The organism is Sphingorhabdus sp. Alg231-15 (assembly GCF_900149705.1).
Lineage (GTDB): Bacteria > Pseudomonadota > Alphaproteobacteria > Sphingomonadales > Sphingomonadaceae > Parasphingorhabdus.
The window spans coordinates 2,320,426-2,336,784 of record NZ_LT703001.1 but is presented as its reverse complement, the minus strand read 5'-3'; the positions used below and the strand labels follow the sequence as shown (position 1 = coordinate 2,336,784).

22 protein-coding genes, 1 tRNA gene and 2 pseudogenes are annotated in these 16,359 nt (G+C 53.2%); 6 read left to right on the top strand and 19 right to left on the bottom strand.

Going from position 1 to position 16,359, the window contains the following annotated elements:
- Window positions 1–31 precede the first annotated feature (31 nt).
- A complete protein-coding gene (locus DG177_RS11530) occupies window positions 32–802 on the top strand; it encodes a hypothetical protein (RefSeq protein ID WP_337658761.1) in 771 nt (256 codons plus the stop codon).
- 87 nt (window positions 803–889) lie between these two features.
- Here the strand turns inward: DG177_RS11530 and rplA are convergent, their stop codons facing one another.
- From rplA to DG177_RS11490, 8 genes are all read right to left on the bottom strand, one after another.
- Window positions 890–1,591, bottom strand: coding sequence for a 50S ribosomal protein L1 (gene rplA / locus DG177_RS11525; RefSeq protein WP_108811609.1), 702 nt, complete (start codon window positions 1,589–1,591; stop codon window positions 890–892).
- A 4-nt stretch (window positions 1,592–1,595) separates the two neighbouring features.
- Window positions 1,596–2,027 carry a 50S ribosomal protein L11 gene (gene rplK / locus DG177_RS11520; RefSeq protein ID WP_108811608.1) on the bottom strand — a complete coding sequence of 144 codons (432 nt, stop codon included), beginning with the start codon at window positions 2,025–2,027 and terminating at the stop codon, window positions 1,596–1,598.
- Between the two features lie 153 nt (window positions 2,028–2,180).
- On the bottom strand, window positions 2,181–2,714 hold the full coding sequence (gene nusG / locus DG177_RS11515; protein WP_108811607.1) for a transcription termination/antitermination protein NusG: 534 nt from the start codon (window positions 2,712–2,714) through the stop codon (window positions 2,181–2,183).
- A gap of 36 nt (window positions 2,715–2,750) precedes the next feature.
- Window positions 2,751–2,954: a preprotein translocase subunit SecE gene (gene secE, locus DG177_RS11510; protein WP_108811606.1), complete on the bottom strand. Its 204-nt coding sequence runs from the start codon at window positions 2,952–2,954 to the stop codon at window positions 2,751–2,753.
- Window positions 2,955–3,099: 145 nt separating this feature from the next.
- Window positions 3,100–3,675, bottom strand: a complete 576-nt coding sequence (locus tag DG177_RS11505; protein ID WP_108811605.1) for a DsbA family protein — start codon at window positions 3,673–3,675, stop codon at window positions 3,100–3,102.
- The gene (locus DG177_RS11500; protein ID WP_108811604.1) at window positions 3,669–4,376 is read right to left on the bottom strand and encodes a DsbA family protein; all 708 of its coding nucleotides are present in this window, start codon (window positions 4,374–4,376) and stop codon (window positions 3,669–3,671) included. The genes DG177_RS11505 and DG177_RS11500 overlap by 7 nt, the downstream gene beginning before the upstream one ends.
- The gene (locus DG177_RS11495; protein ID WP_337658760.1) at window positions 4,373–4,828 is read right to left on the bottom strand and encodes a nuclear transport factor 2 family protein; all 456 of its coding nucleotides are present in this window, start codon (window positions 4,826–4,828) and stop codon (window positions 4,373–4,375) included. The genes DG177_RS11500 and DG177_RS11495 overlap by 4 nt, the downstream gene beginning before the upstream one ends.
- Window positions 4,818–5,714 (bottom strand): phytanoyl-CoA dioxygenase family protein, encoded by an 897-nt coding sequence (locus DG177_RS11490; protein ID WP_108811602.1) that lies wholly within the window; start codon window positions 5,712–5,714, stop codon window positions 4,818–4,820. Before DG177_RS11490 ends, DG177_RS11495 begins: the two co-directional genes overlap by 11 nt.
- A 94-nt stretch (window positions 5,715–5,808) precedes the next feature.
- On the opposite strand from DG177_RS11490, the gene DG177_RS11485 reads away from it, so the two are divergent.
- Complete coding sequence (locus tag DG177_RS11485) at window positions 5,809–6,447, top strand: TetR family transcriptional regulator (RefSeq protein ID WP_108811601.1); 639 nt, start codon at window positions 5,809–5,811, stop codon at window positions 6,445–6,447.
- A gap of 3 nt (window positions 6,448–6,450) precedes the next feature.
- Here the strand turns inward: DG177_RS11485 and DG177_RS11480 are convergent, their stop codons facing one another.
- Complete coding sequence (locus DG177_RS11480; protein WP_108811600.1) at window positions 6,451–6,840, bottom strand: VOC family protein; 390 nt, start codon at window positions 6,838–6,840, stop codon at window positions 6,451–6,453.
- 31 nt (window positions 6,841–6,871) lie between these two features.
- Window positions 6,872–6,947, bottom strand: a tRNA-Trp gene (locus tag DG177_RS11475).
- 254 nt (window positions 6,948–7,201) lie between these two features.
- Between DG177_RS11475 and DG177_RS11470 the strand changes: the two genes are divergently transcribed.
- Together DG177_RS11470 and DG177_RS11465 are read left to right on the top strand one after the other, a co-directional pair.
- Entirely contained in the window at window positions 7,202–7,573 is a 372-nt protein-coding gene (locus DG177_RS11470) for a PilZ domain-containing protein (protein WP_108811599.1), read from the top strand.
- Window positions 7,574–7,636: 63 nt separating this feature from the next.
- Window positions 7,637–8,203, top strand: coding sequence for a hypothetical protein (locus DG177_RS11465; RefSeq protein ID WP_108811598.1), 567 nt, complete (start codon window positions 7,637–7,639; stop codon window positions 8,201–8,203).
- Here DG177_RS11465 and DG177_RS11460 read toward each other — a convergent pair whose 3' ends face one another.
- From DG177_RS11460 to DG177_RS11445, 4 genes and pseudogenes are all read right to left on the bottom strand, one after another.
- A complete protein-coding gene (locus tag DG177_RS11460; protein WP_108811597.1) occupies window positions 8,204–9,424 on the bottom strand; it encodes an SRPBCC family protein in 1,221 nt (406 codons plus the stop codon).
- A gap of 115 nt (window positions 9,425–9,539) precedes the next feature.
- Window positions 9,540–9,887 (bottom strand): annotated as a pseudogene (locus DG177_RS11455) (YbaN family protein); the annotation flags it as partial.
- Between the two features lie 71 nt (window positions 9,888–9,958).
- A complete protein-coding gene (gene nhaA, locus DG177_RS11450; protein ID WP_337658759.1) occupies window positions 9,959–11,137 on the bottom strand; it encodes a Na+/H+ antiporter NhaA in 1,179 nt (392 codons plus the stop codon).
- A 137-nt stretch (window positions 11,138–11,274) separates the two neighbouring features.
- A complete protein-coding gene (locus tag DG177_RS11445; RefSeq protein ID WP_108811595.1) occupies window positions 11,275–11,547 on the bottom strand; it encodes a hypothetical protein in 273 nt (90 codons plus the stop codon).
- A gap of 24 nt (window positions 11,548–11,571) precedes the next feature.
- Between DG177_RS11445 and DG177_RS11440 the strand changes: the two genes are divergently transcribed.
- Entirely contained in the window at window positions 11,572–12,495 is a 924-nt protein-coding gene (locus DG177_RS11440; protein ID WP_108811594.1) for a LysR substrate-binding domain-containing protein, read from the top strand.
- Window positions 12,495–13,376, top strand: coding sequence for a leucyl/phenylalanyl-tRNA--protein transferase (gene aat / locus DG177_RS11435; protein ID WP_108811593.1), 882 nt, complete (start codon window positions 12,495–12,497; stop codon window positions 13,374–13,376). The genes DG177_RS11440 and aat overlap by 1 nt, the downstream gene beginning before the upstream one ends.
- Window positions 13,377–13,411: 35 nt before the next feature.
- On the opposite strand, the pseudogene DG177_RS17730 reads toward aat, so the two are convergent.
- The 5 genes and pseudogenes from DG177_RS17730 to DG177_RS11410 all read right to left on the bottom strand — a co-directional run.
- Window positions 13,412–13,663: pseudogene (locus DG177_RS17730) on the bottom strand (DUF2155 domain-containing protein); the annotation flags it as partial.
- A 203-nt stretch (window positions 13,664–13,866) separates the two neighbouring features.
- A complete protein-coding gene (locus DG177_RS11425; protein WP_108811592.1) occupies window positions 13,867–14,268 on the bottom strand; it encodes an NADH:ubiquinone oxidoreductase subunit NDUFA12 in 402 nt (133 codons plus the stop codon).
- Between the two features lie 81 nt (window positions 14,269–14,349).
- Window positions 14,350–14,868, bottom strand: coding sequence for a DUF192 domain-containing protein (locus DG177_RS11420; RefSeq protein WP_108811591.1), 519 nt, complete (start codon window positions 14,866–14,868; stop codon window positions 14,350–14,352).
- A gap of 13 nt (window positions 14,869–14,881) precedes the next feature.
- The gene (locus DG177_RS11415; RefSeq protein WP_337658758.1) at window positions 14,882–15,547 is read right to left on the bottom strand and encodes a cold-shock protein; all 666 of its coding nucleotides are present in this window, start codon (window positions 15,545–15,547) and stop codon (window positions 14,882–14,884) included.
- 136 nt (window positions 15,548–15,683) lie between these two features.
- On the bottom strand, window positions 15,684–16,217 hold the full coding sequence (locus DG177_RS11410; protein ID WP_108811590.1) for a RecX family transcriptional regulator: 534 nt from the start codon (window positions 16,215–16,217) through the stop codon (window positions 15,684–15,686).
- Between the last annotated feature and the right edge of the window lie 142 nt (window positions 16,218–16,359).

Sequence of the window (16,359 nt, the reverse complement as noted above, 5' to 3'; positions counted from 1 at the left end):
ATCTCTCGCGCCAAAGAAAGAAATCAAAAAAATGCACAGAAGAAATATCCTGACCTCTATCGGTATTACCGCCATCGCGGCCGGCTTTGCACTGGCAGCACCCGCACAGGCCCAAGCGGAAAATGAACGGGAGGAAGGCTTTTATCTTTCCGCTACAGCCGGGGCCGACTTCCTGAACGACAGTGATTTTGTCGGCACACAAAATCCGGATGTCGGCGTACCAGGTGCTGCTGGCGCACCGGCCAATGTCAATGTCGGCTATGATACCGGCTTCGCGATCAGGGGCGCCGTGGGCTATAGACTCAAAAAAGGACTGATCAGTTTCCTGAAACCGCGGTTTGAGCTGGAAGTGGGTTACTCTGAATCAGATGTCAGCGGTGGCAACTTTAATGGTGGTAACCAGAATTTCAGTGGCGATTTGAGCAAACTCACCGTAACGGCGGCCGCCTATAATGACATTGTCTGGTCACCCAATCAGAAAATCATTCCCTATTTTGGAAGCGGCATTGGGATTGGTGTGGTCGATGCGAACATCAACTATTTCCCCAATAATGGCGTAGCGACCGCTCCCACATTCGGTGTGCGGGGCAACCCTACTGGACTGGTGACCTTCAACGCTATCGGCGCAACCGTAAAAGCGAGCGAGACGTTCGATATATTTGCGGAAGGCCGGTATACAAATGTCCGGCGCCGCAATTTTGACCGGCGGTTCATTGCTGGTGGTGCTGACGGATTTAACGCCCGCCTGCGGGATGACACTGAGTCCTTCGGTGTTGGCATTGGTGTGCGTGCCAAATTCTGAACGCCGATACCGGCAGGACAATCGACAAATAGGAAAGGCCGGGAGATCACTCCCGGCCTTTACTTCACTCTGACGTGATCAACCGGCTTACGCGCCTTCAATCTCGCTCAGATCAATTTTCAAACCAGGGCCCATGGTTGAGCTCAAGCCGATTTTCTTGACATATCTGCCCTTCGCACCGGTTGGCTTGGCCTTGACAACCGCGCCGACCAAGGCATCAAAATTCTTGCGCAGGTCTGCTTCCTTGAAGCTCGCTTTGCCGATGCCGTTGTGGATGATACCCGCTTTCTCAACGCGATACTCGATCTGGCCGCCCTTGGCGTCCTTGACCGCTTGCGCGACATTGGGGGTCACCGTGCCGAGTTTCGGGTTCGGCATTAGGCCTTTGGGGCCGAGAACCTTACCGAGACGGCCAACAACACCCATCATGTCCGGGGTTGCGATGACACGGTCGAAGTTGAGGTCGCCGCCTTGCATGGCTTCCATCAAATCTTCTGCGCCAACTACATCCGCGCCTGCTTCTTTCGCTTCGTCCGCTTTCGCGTCCTTGGCGAACACAGCAACGCGGCTGTCTTTGCCGGTGCCGGCAGGAAGAGAAATTACGCCGCGGACCATCTGGTCAGCATGACGTGGATCAACGCCGAGGTTGATAGCGATGTCGAACGTTTCATCAAATTTGGAGGAAGAAGCGAGTTCTTTCAGCGTCTTGATGGCTTCATCAATGCTGTACAGTTTCTCGCGGTCGACTTTCTCGTTGATCACTTTTGCTTTTTTGGAGAGTTTTGTCATGTTCTTATCCCTCCACCACTTCGATGCCCATCGAACGGGCGCTGCCGGCGATGATTTTCATAGCTTGGTCAATGTCATTAGCATTGAGATCAGCCATTTTTGCTTCGGCAATTTCTTTCAGCTGTGACGTTTTGATCGTACCAGCGACTTCCTTGCCAGGCTCCTGAGAACCTTTTTTCAGCTTGGTCAATTTCTTGATCATATAGCTGGCAGGTGGGGTCTTGGTTTCAAAGGTGAAGCTGCGATCCGCATAGACCGTAATCTTGGTCGGGATCGGTGCGCCTTTTTCCATCTTGTCTGTAGCCGCGTTAAACGCCTTACAGAATTCCATGATGTTAACGCCGCGCTGACCCAGTGCAGGGCCGATTGGCGGGGATGGATTTGCAATACCGGCAGGTACTTGCAAATTGATATAGCCATCAATTTTTTTAGCCATTTGGCTGTCCTTTCATTCTATTGGAACGAGACGAAATTGCCTTGTTCCGCAAATTAAGCGGTCAAACAGATGATCCGAAAATCATCCTCCCGCATTGGTGATCCAGCGGCTCAAAGCCGCTGGGGTCTATCCGGTGGCAAGCCACCAAATCTCTTATTTCGCGACTTCTACCTGTTCAAAGTCAAGCTCGACAGGAGTTGCGCGGCCAAATATCGATACCGATACCTTGACCCGGTTTTTCTCGAAATCCAGTTCTTCGACAATGCCGTTAAAGCTGGCAAACGGACCGTCCAGCACCTTGATCTGATCGCCAATTTCGTAGTTGACGGTGATCCGCTGTTTCGGCGCGTTGGCCGCTTCCTCTTTGGTGTTGAGGATGCGCGCTGCTTCGGCTTCGCTAATCGCTTGCGGCTTGGTCGTACCCAGGAAACCGGTAACTTTCGGCTGATCCTTGACCAAGTGATAAACGTCATCAGTCATCTGCAATTTGGCAAGCACATAGCCGGGGAAGAATTTCCGCTCCGACTGGACTTTCTTGCCGCGACGCACTTCAGTGACGGTTTCGGTCGGGACCTCGATCTCTTCGACCAGCCCTTCCAGACCTAGGCGCTTGGCATCCGCCTCAATGGCTTCTTTGACCTTATGCTCAAAGCCTGAATAAGCGTGAATAATATACCAGCGTGCCATCTATAATAACCTGTTCTAAATTGCGTTTCGGAGCGCTTATCCGCCCTTTGCCATCCCAAGCAGCCAACCGACCACCCCGTTGAAAACCGAATCGATGGCCAGGAAAAACAGTCCCAAGATCGTCGTCATGATCAGCACCATGATCGCGGTACGGACCGTATCGGGCCATGTCGGCCAGACAACCTTGCTGTTTTCGGCGCGGACTTGCCGCATAAATTCGCCGGGATTGACTTTCGCCATGGTTCGATTCCTAAAATTACTTTTCCCCAAACCCGGCATAAACTCCGGGTGTCAGTCTGTCGACTGGGATCGGATATATGCATGATTTCGGAAAGAACCAGCCCTTTAGCCGGTGATTCCCGATTCCGCAAGAAAAGAGTGGGATTTAGTCGCGCTGCTCGGCGGCGATCAAGGACCGTATCCAGGGCAAATGTTCGCGGCCCAGAAAAAGCTGATCAGCAATCAGATAGGAGGGGGCTTCAAAAATTCCCGATTCCTCCGCTTGGGCACGGATTACCGCCAGTTTTGCGCGGGCCGGCCCCCAATCCAGTCGGTCGATGCCGACAGAGTGCAGCAGCGATTCGACAACCGTTTCATCGGCTAAATCCATTTGTTCGGTCCAATAGGCAGCGAAGGCCGCACGCAGGAACGGCAATGGATCGCCATCCATCAAAGTCAATGCGGCCAATGCGGCATCGGACCCGGCAGGTGCTTCAGCAAAGCGCATGTCCCTGCCTTGCAAAGCTGCATAATGCAAATGAATGTCCCGCTGCGCCGCGGCACGGACGCGGCGATGACGTTCGCCAACCGTCTCATCGCTTTGTTCCTCTGGCACAAAAAAAGGCCGGGCTGAGAACGGACGCCAGTCGATAACAATGCCGGTTTCGCGTGCCAGCTCCAATGTCGGCTCAAGCGCTAGGTAAGAAGCGGCGGATTTGAAATCGATATAGAGGGTCAACATGGTGCTGCTCCCACAATACCAGCTTGAAGATCGTCAATCTCATAAGCAATGTCAGGTGCTGGTCCTTTCCGTCCCTTCAAATGCCAACGAATATAGGGCAAATGTTCGCGGCCAAACAGGATGACATTGTCGATCACATAAGTGGGCACGCCATATATACCGCCGGGATGAAGCTGGGGCTGAAGCTTGTCATGCTGTCTGCGGCCCTCCCCTCGCGCAAACTCGGCAAAACCGCGCGAATCGATTCCGGCCTGTTCCAGACAAGTCTCGACCACAGCCATATCTTCGATATCCAATTCCCGCCGCCAAAAGGACGGATAGACGGCCGCAAAATACTCCCCGAGCCGTTCACGGTCTGTCTGCATCACCCACAATATCGCGATATTGGGAATTGAGGAATCCCAGATCTTCTCCGTGCCCTTAAGCATATATCCCTGGCGTTCTACATATCGGCGGGCATCGCGATAGGCATATTTTACCCAACTCCATTGATTGGAACTACGGGTGCTTTCGACCACCTTGCCTTTGCTTTTGCGTGCTGATCCCAGATAACTCGGAATATCGAGCGTCAGCGGCCGCCAATCAAACCGCAACTCCAGTTCCGCCTCTAAAGCCAGAGTTGGCCCGATCGCAGCAAAGGCATAGGGGCTCTTGATGTCGACAAAGACAATTAGCGGCGCGTCACTCTCAAGCGCGTTCAAACCTGCGCCTCCTGCCCGGTGGGCGCGGAATGATCGCGGATGGAAGGCCAAATTTGCACTTCATGTTTCAGGAAGCGCCATTCATATGTTCCTGTTGCATTGGCGCGCTTCTCGAGTGTGCTGCGATAAAGACCGCGAAGCTGTATCGGTTTGCCTTTTCGACCGGCATGTCCATCGGCATCATAATAGGCTTCAGCATTGGCGCGGTTGCCATCAACGGTGATAAGCGGCGAGTAGAGACAGTGGCGCAATCCCTTGACCGGATCGCGCATCTTGGTGATCCATTTGGCAAATCCAATACGTGCTGCATCCGCGCCTTCATGGATGTTGCCACCAAAGTTCAGATAGCAATCGTCCCAAAAACAGGCGGCTATATCTTCCGCTGATCCGCGATCAACGGTAAAACAATAGGCTGCGTAGAGATTCTGGATCAGTTCATGGTCACTTGGCATGTCGGCCGGACTGTAACAGCTTCGATGGATGCATGCCATCGACATAACCCATGAACGGCAAATGGATATTATAGCCGAGCAGTTCCTGCACGCGCTTTGGCATTTTGGCCACTTTCTCCGGCGACACTGCCAGGGTTTGCTGTTCCAGCGGCCGGCACCAACCTCTGCAAAATTGCGGCGTGACGATCAGGCGAGGCGCATCGGAATCATTGCCGCCGCCCCGATGCCAGAGAGTGCCCTTGGCGATCATCAATGATCCGGCTGGCATGGTCGCTTTGATCGCTTGCATATGATTGCCCGTGCTTTTGGCATCCCCATCAATCCGCCCGGTTACAAAATCATTAGCGCTATTCGCGCCGTCAGGCTGTTCGTCACCCCATTTGTGACTGCCCGGAATGATCTCGGTGGCTCCATTGTCGTCCGTCATGTCGGTGATCGACCAGAATGTTGACATGGAGAGCGGCTCGCGTGGACGGGCAAGGCCGCAATGACTGTCATCAAAATGCCAGGGTTGCGGGGTTTCACCGGGATGCAGATTGATCGCGAGGCTGGCGTAAAGCAACACACTTGCGCCCAATTCTCGTTCGGCAAAAGCCAGTTGCAAGGGGTGTGATATCAAGTCGCCAAAAACAGGATCCTTGTCGAGCATGGCATAGATGCGGTTGGACTGTGATCCCTCGAAGTTATTGCGGCCACGAATATCGGCATCAATCCATGGTTTGAGTGCAGCCCGCTGTGTCTCCAACTCTTCAGGCGTCAGCACGTTTTCAAAGATCACATAGCCTTCGTCCTGAAACTGCTGCCACATGTCCTCGAAGCTGCGCCCGTTCAGATAGGGCGTCAGGTCGGCATCGTTCGTTTCAATGGTGCTCGCGACATTCATCATGGCCTCCTCAGCGAATCAATCTCACTGTAGCAGATAATCAGGTTTTGAATTGAATTCAATTCAAAATTGCCATAGAGCAGATGGCACTTGTTGAATGAGCAAGCCGCTAGAGGATCGAGAGCAGATGTCAGGACAAGCAAAAGCAATTGAAAAGCCGGATCGCAAAGTGATGCGCGCGGCAAAGATATTGGCAGCTGCCGAAGCCATCTTGCGCGAAGGCGAAGGTGATCTGGAAATGGGTCAGGTGGCGGAGAAGGCTGATGTCTCCGTCGGTCTCGCCTATCATTATTTCGGTTCTAAATCGGGCATGCTGGGGGCGATTATCGATGCTTTCTATGATCGCTATAATGCCGTTGTGAACCAGTATATTGATCCCGATATAAACTGGGGTGTGCGGGAAAAAGACCGGCTGATGGCAGCTGTAGAATTCCTCTACAATGATCCCATGGCCCCGGTCATCCTTGGCAAGATGGCCCATACCAACCAGGTTGCAGCTGTCGAGTCCGCGCGCCATGAAGAGATGATCGAAATGGCCACGCGGAATATCGGTTCCGGCATCAAGCGCGGCGATATCGGCCAGCATATCGATCCGGCTATTGCGGGAGCGGCAATCACGGGTGCCATGCGCGGCGGGATCATGCATGCCATGGGAATGAAGCCCCGGCCCGATCCCGCAATATTAACGCATCAGATTTGGGGTATGATTGCAGGCGCTCTGGATATTGAGCGATAGCCCTTAGTGACGCTCGATCAGGTCCCATTTGTTACCGAACGGGTCACGAAAGACGACTACCTTGCCATAGCTTTCGACTCGCGGCTCTTCGATGATATCGATGCCGGCACGCTCCATCAGGGCAAAATCCGTATCAAAATCATAGGTTTCCAGAAACAGGAATACCCGGTTGCCGGCTTGCTCGCCGATCACTTCTTCCTGTGCTTCATTGCTAGCTTTGGCGAGCAACAGCCGTGTTTCCGTGCTGCCCGGAGGGGCCACCAGAACCCAGCGTTTATCTTCCGAAAGCTGAGTATCTTCAATAAGATCAAAGCCCATTAGCCCGACATAAAAACCAATAGCCTGATCATAATCCGGTACAATCAATGAGATAGCGGAGATAAACTGCGTCATATTGCGAGACTGCCATATATTTAGAAAAAAGTGGCAGGGGCGCACGGGATCGAACCGTGGGCCTTCGGTTTTGGAGACCGACGCTCTACCATCTGAGCTACACCCCTACACATGCTGACCAGCTTTAGTCTGAATCAACCAATGGCCGCGCATTAGCGCTATGTGCGGCCGAGAGCAAGCGCCATTGTGATGGCACTGCAAAACCGCCATTTGCATTCTCAAAAGTCCCAAACATAGTTAATTTTTTTAGAATCCTGTTTACCGAGCGAAAGAAGAGGTGGTTTACCCGCCTATGAGAAAACCGGTTTGTCGGTGCACACCCAAGTATCGATGCGCGGTCGTCACTACCAAGGAGTTTCCTATGACATATTCACTGACCCAGAAAACGAACAAACCGCCTGCTGTAGCACCCTATGCCTTCATGGCTGAGGAAGATCGCTGTGCGCCGCGACACAAAGTTGCAATACCGGCGAAAATGCGGTTCTCCGGTTCGAGCAGCTTTGCTTCGGAAATTGCAAATATTTCGCTGGCTGGCTTTGCCTGTGATGCTTTGCTGCAAGCCCATCCCGGAACCCGTTGTTGGCTGACCCTTCCTGGCCTGGCTCCGTTAGAAGCAGAAGTCATTCATCGCAGTAACACTGGTCTCGGCTGCGCGTTTCGCGACATGCTGAATCCCGCCGTGCTCGACCGTTATATCGCAAGCTACCCACCGCGCGATTCTGTTCCAGCTTAACCCCTGGTTCCCCCGGCACGCCTGTGATGCTATATCCTTCCCCAAACTGGTCCGGAGAATGATATGGCAGATGCCTCCCCCACGAAAACAGGCACAGAAAAAGCAGGCGATAAACCCGAGCCGCTGAAAGTCCTGCGTATCTTCCGCAAAGAAGATGCGCAGGACTTTGGCGATGCAGGGCATATGTCCTATGTCGATGATGCGCCGGTCATCCTGGATGGCCTAACCAAAATGGGTGAAGCCGGTGTGGCCGATGGCTATAAAGGCACCTGCCTGTTCAGTGGCTTTGGCTTTTCGCTCCATCATTTCTGGTTCAAGCCCGGTTATCCGCTGCCGCTTCACAGCCATGACAGCGATTGTCTCTATTATATCATTGCCGGCGATATTCACATGGGCACAGAACATATGGGCCCGGGTGACGGGTTCTTCCTGCCGGCCGAAACGCCGTACACCTATACCATTGGTGAGAAAGGCGTCGAAATTCTGGAATTTCGAACTGCTGAGGATTTCAATATCCAGTTCAAGGGAAAGACTGAAGCCTATTGGGAAAAAATGCTCGAAAGGTTGCGTAACGAACGCCCCAATTGGGAAGAAGCCCTGCCGCCAAGTCGCGATTTTCGCAACGCTTAGCTATTCAGCAGCCTCTAGCTGCGGCGCGAATATTGCATCCAGCTCGCCATCGTCAGCTTTTATCAGCCTGTCCACCCATTGATGAAAAGCCTGCCCGCCGCCTTCATTGCGGCCAAACCAGACCTTGTCGAGCATCCCGGATTGCAAAGCTTCATGCTGCCTTTTTCCGGTCTTGTAATCCTCTTCTGCAACGACAGTTTCCAAAAACGCGAACTGGTCGTGTGCGCCCTGCCGGACTTCATCGTTTGTTGGTTCATGCTCCATCACGTAAAACTGCGTGGTGAAACTTTCACCGACCGTCTTGCCTGGAAAGAGCTGCGATATCATCGCCCCGCGACCACCGCCGCCATAAAAGCTCGCGATCGAGATGTGCGGGAATATTGTCCAAACGCCCTGTAACAAGGCGTCGATCGGCCAATCTTTCTCATCTGTCTCAGTGAGATCAATTTGTTCATCGCTGCCCGTCTTCTGAATGAATTTTGATGGAGAGGACAGGCGTTGATGCGGGCCCCAGGCGAAATAATTGGCCCGGTTGAAGAAATCAGCGCCGAATGTGTCTTTGTGGAGAACCGGCAAATGATAGAAATCGAGATAGCCGTCATAGGCGGTTTTCCAGTTGGGGCCAGGAAGCGTACGCTGTTCAAAAAGATGCCAGGTCTTGAATCCGAAATGCTCCAACAGCTCGTCATAACCGCATAGATAAGACGCAATATCGAGCGCGCTGTTCGGGTCTAGCGTGGCCCAGATCAGACCTGCTCGCTCCAGCGTTGGAAATTTCTTCAGACAGAATGCTGCCTTGTCGACCGTCCCAAAATCCTTGGGCGACGCCACGGCCAGCAAATCACCATTATTTTTAAACGTCCAGCCATGATATCCGCAGGTAAAGCGCGACGCCTTGCCACTGCCCTGCGCCACTGGATTGCCGCGATGGGTGCAGCTGTTAAGAAAGGCTTGGGCTGTGCCGTCTTTCTGACGGGTGACGAGAACCGGGATGCCAGCAATTTCCATGGCTTTATAGGAACCAGGTTCCGGCACCTCGCAGGAAGGCGCAACCATTAGCGGGAGCCGCTTGAAGATGCGTTCCTTTTCAAGTTCGAAACGACCTTCGTCGGTATAGTCTGATGCGGGCACCGCCACGACATCATCCACCAATTCCATCGTATCCGCCTCGCCATGCTTTACCAGCGAACGGGTCATTTCCAGTAATTTTTGCCGCGACATGTCTCTCTCCAAATTTTGCCGAGAATATCAAAATGCCGCCACATTCCCACTATTCTTTATGCGGAGACTCTTCTTCGACCACCGGGTCCGGGGCAATTTGTGGAGCCGGATCTGGCTCGTTGCGCGTCCATATCCAGGTGCCGCATATTACCGCGGCTGCCACGGGAATCAGGTTCCATGGGAGTTTCAGGAATATCAACGCGATCGCAATGCTCACCGCAAAGGCAGCAATTGCCGCACGCTTCCCCCGCTTGGTAATAGCCCGCCGGTCCCGCCAATTGCGAATATGTGCTCCGAAGATATGATGATCGAGCAACCAGGCCTCCAGCCGCGGACTGCTTCGCGCAAAGCAAAAGGCAGCCAGAATTACAAAAGGCACGGTCGGCAGCAGCGGCAGGATGATACCAATACTGCCCAGCGCCAACGCGGTAAAGCCGCCAGCCAGATAGAGATGTCGTGTCATGGCAACGGGTATCGTATATCGCGAGGCGCTCGGCAATCTATTTCCCGGAAGATGGGAATTCCGACGATATATTATGCCGCTGCTCCGGCAGGACGGGCAAAGCGCAAGAGCAGATATCCGAGCAAACCAGAAACCAGAGACCCGCTGATTACGCCAAGTTTTACGGTTTCAATTTGCGCCGGATCAACAAAGGCAAGGTTCCCGATGAACAGGCTCATCGTGAAGCCGATACCAGTAAGGCAGGCAAGACCATAAAGCTGCATCCACGAAACCCCCATTGGCCGCCGAACAATGCCGAGTTTGGCCGCGATGAACATGAAACCGAAAACACCAATCTGTTTTCCGATCACAAGACCCGCGGCAATGCCGAGCGCAAGCGGCGCGAAAAGATCGCTCAATTGCAGACTGGCCAACGAAACACCGGCATTGGCAAAGGCAAAAATCGGCAAAACCAGGAAGGCCGTCCAAGGGTGCAATATATGCTCCAGATGTTTCAGCGGAGACGTGCCGTCCTTGGCGTTAAGCGGAATCGAGAGCGCGGCGATAACTCCAGCCAACGTCGCATGGACTCCGGATTTCAACACACAGATCCAAAGAAATGTACCGACCAGTATATAAGGTGCGACGCGGACCACACCGAGCCGGTTCATGAGGACCAGAAAAACGATTCCCACCGCTGACAACATCAGCGAGAAGCTCGACACTTCGGCGGTATAGAAGAGCGCAATGATGATGATCGCACCGATATCATCGATGATCGCAATCGCGAGCAACAGGATTTTCAAGGACAGCGGTGCATGTTTACCAAGCAGGGCGAGCACACCCAGGGCAAAGGCAATATCGGTTGCTGCCGGGATCGCCCAGCCATTGATATTGGCATCAATATCCCAGTTGAAATAAAGAAAGACTGCAGCAGGTATTGCCATACCGCCAACAGCCGCAATCGCAGGCAGGCCTGCTTTGTCAAAGCTCGACAGTTCGCCTTCCAATATCTCTCTTTTTACCTCTAGACCAACGAGGAAAAAGAAAATCGCCATGAGCCCATCATTAATCCAAAGGGATAGGGGTTTGGCAATTTCCAGCGCTCCAAACTGCGCCACAACGGGAATGTTCAGGAATGCCACATAATAGGGGTTGAATGCGCTGTTTACCGCAATCATGGCAAGCAAGGCAGCAACGAACAACACAATACCCGCACTTGTTTCACGGGCAACAAATTCCGCCAGCGCCGTGCGCATTTTTCCGGCCATAGTTAAGCTTTCTTATCGTGCGTCATGCAGGGATTGGGCATGTCTATTCATGAAAATGGAACCCGAAAAAAATGGGGCAGCAGCGGAAAGAGGGAAAGCTGCTGCCCCAGGTCGGGGGGGGGTAATAAGGTTCTCGCCTAAGTTGTTTCGCGCTCGGGGCCACGCTGAAGGCGGGTAATATGATCCTTTAACTCCAACCTCAGTCTTTTCTTTTCACGGAGTTCATCTGTGTCTTGATTGGTGCCGGAAATTTGCTTGTCGAGCTTTTGATGTTTGCGGATCAGACTGTTCAGATATTTCTGCATGTCTTCCTTTCTTTTTCTGTCATCTTCGCTTCTGTTGAGCTTGATATTACGGAAAGTTGCTGATATTTCCAATCGAATGAAAATTGAATAATCAATAGATAACATCTATCATATGAAGAGGTCCCCCCTATGCCTACTTTACGTCAGTTCCAATATCTTGTTGCCGTTGCCGATCATCGGCATTTTGGCCGCGCAGCGCAGGCCGCTGGCGCTTCTCAGCCGACCTTGAGCCATCAGTTGCGTGCACTGGAAGCACGGCTGGGCGTGACGCTGGTCGAGCGGCGCACGCATGGAGCAGAATTGTCTCCCATAGGCCGCGAGATAGCCGAGCGCGCGCGCCGGGTTCTGGTGCAGGTCAAGGACATTCGGGACCTTGCCGAGCGAGCCAGCGAGAGTTTGGCCGGTACGTTACGCTTTGGTGTATCCCCCACTCTCGGCCCCTATCTGATGCCTCCAGTGATCGCCGCATTGCACCGTGCGCAGCCGGATCTGCGCTTTTATATGCGTGAGGGTATTCCCGACCTGCAGGCCATGGAACTGGTCAAAGGGTCTATCGACATGTTGCTGGGACCGTTGCCGATTGAAGGCGAAAACCTGACCATCGAACCCTTATTCCGAGAGCCTTTAATGTTGGTTGCGCCTCCGGATCATCCGCTGGCTACCCAGAACAAGATTTCGAAAGATGATCTTTATGGCGCGCCGGTTCTCAGTCTCGATCGCCGTCATCATCTGCATCGCGACGTCGCTGAACAATGCCGCTTACATGGCATGCACCTACTGCAGGATTATGAAGGCACCAGTCTGGACAGCGTTCGTCAGATGGTGGCATCCGGCCTTGGTCTGGGTATTTTGCCGGCACTTTATGTGCGTTCCGAACTGGCTCATGGCGGTGATATCGCCTTGCTTGCAGTGGATGGATGGGCAGCATCGCGCAGTATCGGTATCGCCTGGCGCAGCGGCGCGGGTTTTGCCGACGAATATATGTCCGTTGCCCAAAAAGTTGCTGATGAAGCCAAGATTCTGCTTAGCAATGTGGTGAACCAGGCGGGTTAATGGCGATAGACATTGAACTGTTGTTGAAAGCCTATGCTTCCGGCATTTTCCCGATGGCTGACGCGCGGGACGATCCGGAGACATTCTGGGTGGAACCGAAAACAAGGGCGGTTATGCCGCTTGACGGTTTTCGGATGTCGCGATCCTTGCGCAAAACTATCCGGTCAGACCGCTTTCACGTCACCGCTGATGCCGCCTTTGCCGAAGTTATTGCCATTTGCGCCGAATCCGCAAGTGATCGTCAGGAAACATGGATCAATGCGGACATTGAAAATGCCTTTTGTGCCCTCCACGAACAGGGCCGGGCCCATAGCGTGGAATGCTGGTCTGTCACGGACAATGGCACAACAAAGCTTGTCGGCGGACTTTATGGTCTGGTTATCGGCGGTGCTTTTTGTGGCGAGAGCATGTTTTCCAGAGCCCGTGACGCTTCCAAAGTTGCGCTGGCATGGTTAGTGGCGCGGCTGATTGTGGGCCGGTTCATGTTGCTGGATTGTCAATTCATGACCGATCATTTGGCATCGCTCGGCGCCGTCGAAATTAGCCAAGCCGAATATCTTGAGCAACTCCGGCTTGCACAGAATTATCCTTCGTCCGCATTTTCTGCGATCAAATCTCCAATGAGGTCGGACGGTTCCGGAGCCGATTCGGGCACCGGCAGTGGAGCAGCCTCCGGAACGGGAACAACAGGTGCCGGAACCGGTGCAACGGGACTTGCTTCTGCATCAGCCTCGCTCTCTGCGCCGTCATTTGCTACGCTGGATATGCTGTTAGCATCATTGGACGACGACGCACGCGGAGCGGTCGGATTGGCCGCATCTGAAGGCGGGCTTTCTTCACCCGGAAAGCTCATCGCACAACTTTTGACCCAGACATCATAGATCGGATGTTCGACCACGTTGAGCGAGGGTGATTCGCGAAATAACCAGCCGGAAAAAACCCTACGCCAATTGTCATCGCCCCCTCTGGTCGCCGGACGGTCGTTGACCAGAAGCTGAACAAACGCCCCTTGCTCCGGGGTCAACTCCCAAGGGGCAGTACGTTCGCAAGCGCGCAGGCGAACAATAGCACGGCCAATACGAACCGACTGACCCGGTTTCAATTCAAGGTCGCGGGTTAAACCATTGCGTTTGTTCAAAAAACCGAGAGTCGCCACCCGTTCTGCCATAGGCGTCCCGATCTGCTCAGTCACAGGCTGAACAAGTTCGTCATCGTCCGTGGCAGCCAGTTCTGCTTTTTCAGCAGGCTGTCCGGTATTTTCATCATCTGTGCCATCACTGCTAAACAGTCCGCAACCCGACAACAACAAAGCGCCTGCGATAGCCGGTAACAACCGGATCTTAGAGGAGAGGAGAGATCTGCGTAGCGCGATCATTCGGCCTCGGCCGGGTTCCATGGCTCATAGTCCCCGGTGGCTGCCGCCCGCACACCGCCCGCTTCCAAAGCACCAGCAGGACGATAGGCTTCTACGGTACCGGTTAGATTACCGGTTGGCTCTTTTTCCCAGATGCGCGGCTGCGGCAAATGGCTTTGCGGAATCTCGTCATAGCTTTTGTGCAGCCAACCATGCCATTCGGGAGGCACCAGGCTAGCATCGTTGGCGCCCGAGTAGATTACCCAGCGCTTGTCGCCATCCTTGGCAATATTCTTGGTCTGATAATATTTATTGCCGAAAACATCTTCGCCAACTGACTTGCCCTTGCGCGCGCTGAACAATGCAGTGCCGATGGTTGCACCGCTCCACCATGTAAAGATTTTGCCTAATATTCCCATGGGAGACCGCTTAGCGGCACGAGTGGGGGGTTCGCAATTAAAAAATGCGCTGAGATCATAGCGACAACACCATGCCTCGGTTCAATCTGGCCATTCCACTTTATCGCCCGGGACGATACCCAACTCGGCGGCCCGTCCGCCAGCCAGTTCCAGAACCGCAGCAACCGGTTCGCCGGACTCAACTGGGTCAAGAGAATATGGCGTGGTGTTCGCCGCGATAGACTCAATTGTGCGGTCGCTCCGGATGAAGATGATATCAAGGGGAATCACGGTATTTTTCATCCAGAAATTCGCCATACGTGTCTCGGTGAAAGGAAAAATCATACCTTTGTCAGGCGCCAATTCCTTGCGAAACATCAGACCGCGGGCCTGTTCTTGAGCGGTACCGGCGAGTTCAACTGTAAAGACATGTGACTGCCCGCCAGATGATATGGTCAGCGCAACCAGCCGGAGACCAGCTTTCGAAAGCGTACCGTCTTTCTGCTGCTCGGCCTGTGGTGATTTGTTGTCCCTATCGCCAGCCTGCACAGAACATCCTGTCGCTCCGGCTAAAACCAAAAGCAGGACCGGCACAATCGCCTGTTTGAAATATCCGATCATGGGCAAATAGCCGCTACTCGAAAGCTTGCGGACTGCTGATCTGCACCGCCATGTGGCCACGGTCACCGGCATCAATACGCGCCAGCAAGTGCTGACCGGGCATGATTTCGCCAATCCCGGCATTACGCAGCGTTTCCATATGGACAAAAATATCGCCATCTACGCCATCGACGATCAGAAAACCGTAACCTTTGGCGCGATTAAACCATTTTACTTCGGCTTCAACAAAGGCTGTCTCGTCATCCACAACATGAATGGCCTTGCGCTGCGCTTCAGGTGCCGGCCGATGGACCAGCTGCTCGCAATTGGATTCATCAATATCAAGAATTTTTGTCGCTTGCAGCCCTTTGGCAGCATCAACATATTCGCAAGTTACCAGCGCCATCTCGGGAAGATCCCGGCGGCCAAGCGGTTCCAAAACCGTCCAGTGCACCAATATGTCCTGACCCGGCTTCAGAGCTCCCTTATCATCTTGTTCTAGATCGGGGATAATGAACCCAAAACCGCGATGGGAGTCGAACCATTTCACATGTCCAGTGGTTTTCAAAATGGAGGCTGCTGCCAATTCCCCGTCGGTTCTATCATCGCCCGAACGTTCGCCAACTACGCGATCACTGGTCAAATCATCGCCGGCCGAACCATCTTCAGCCCTGGCGGGGTCCGCATATAAACTTGCCACAACACATCTCCGAAGCCACTATTCGAATCATAAATCCCGTAAGCCAAAAGACTCGAACGCGAATTTTATAGCATAATAATTGTAAACTGGCGATTCCTGTTGTTATCAAAATGATTTAGCACAAGTAATCGATTGGCTAAGACTCTATTTCGACCTCTTCTCCCGGCTTGGCAAAAACAAATCGCGAAGCGATATCAAAGTCGTGCCCGGCTCTCAGGAATGCCTGCAGCTGCTTGCGGCATTTATCCTGATCCGCTTGCTGATGCGCAAACGGGCCAATGGATTTCTTGCGCGCATAGGTGAGAGCTGCATCCCATTTTCTATCTTCACTAAGGTCAAGCGCCTGCCGATCATCACCTTCTGCAATTCCCGCCTGATATAGCGCTTGTGAGACACGGCGTTTGCCGTAGCCCCGGCTGATCAGACCGGCCGCCCGGTTTTTGGCGAAAAGCACATCATCAATATAACCAAGCTCAGCAAAGCGCTCGACCAAGGTTTCGACGTCGGCCGGCTGGTCACCGGACCAGTCACGTTCACGTAATTTACGGAAAAGATAGGATTTTAACTTGTGCCGCGTAGTTGCATATCGGCTGACATAGCGCAGGCCCAGCTCTTGCAAGCTATTTTGATCCAACGCTTTACCGCTATTTTTCAACGCTTCACCTCTCATAAAGAACCGCTGCCCTTTTTGTGCCACAGTAGAGCCGAAATTTAAACGCCACTGGACAGCAATAGGACTTGATTAGGGTTATTTCGGCTGAATATCATTCAAATTTTGGCTGAATATCTAGAAAAATGACGATTTGTAAGAA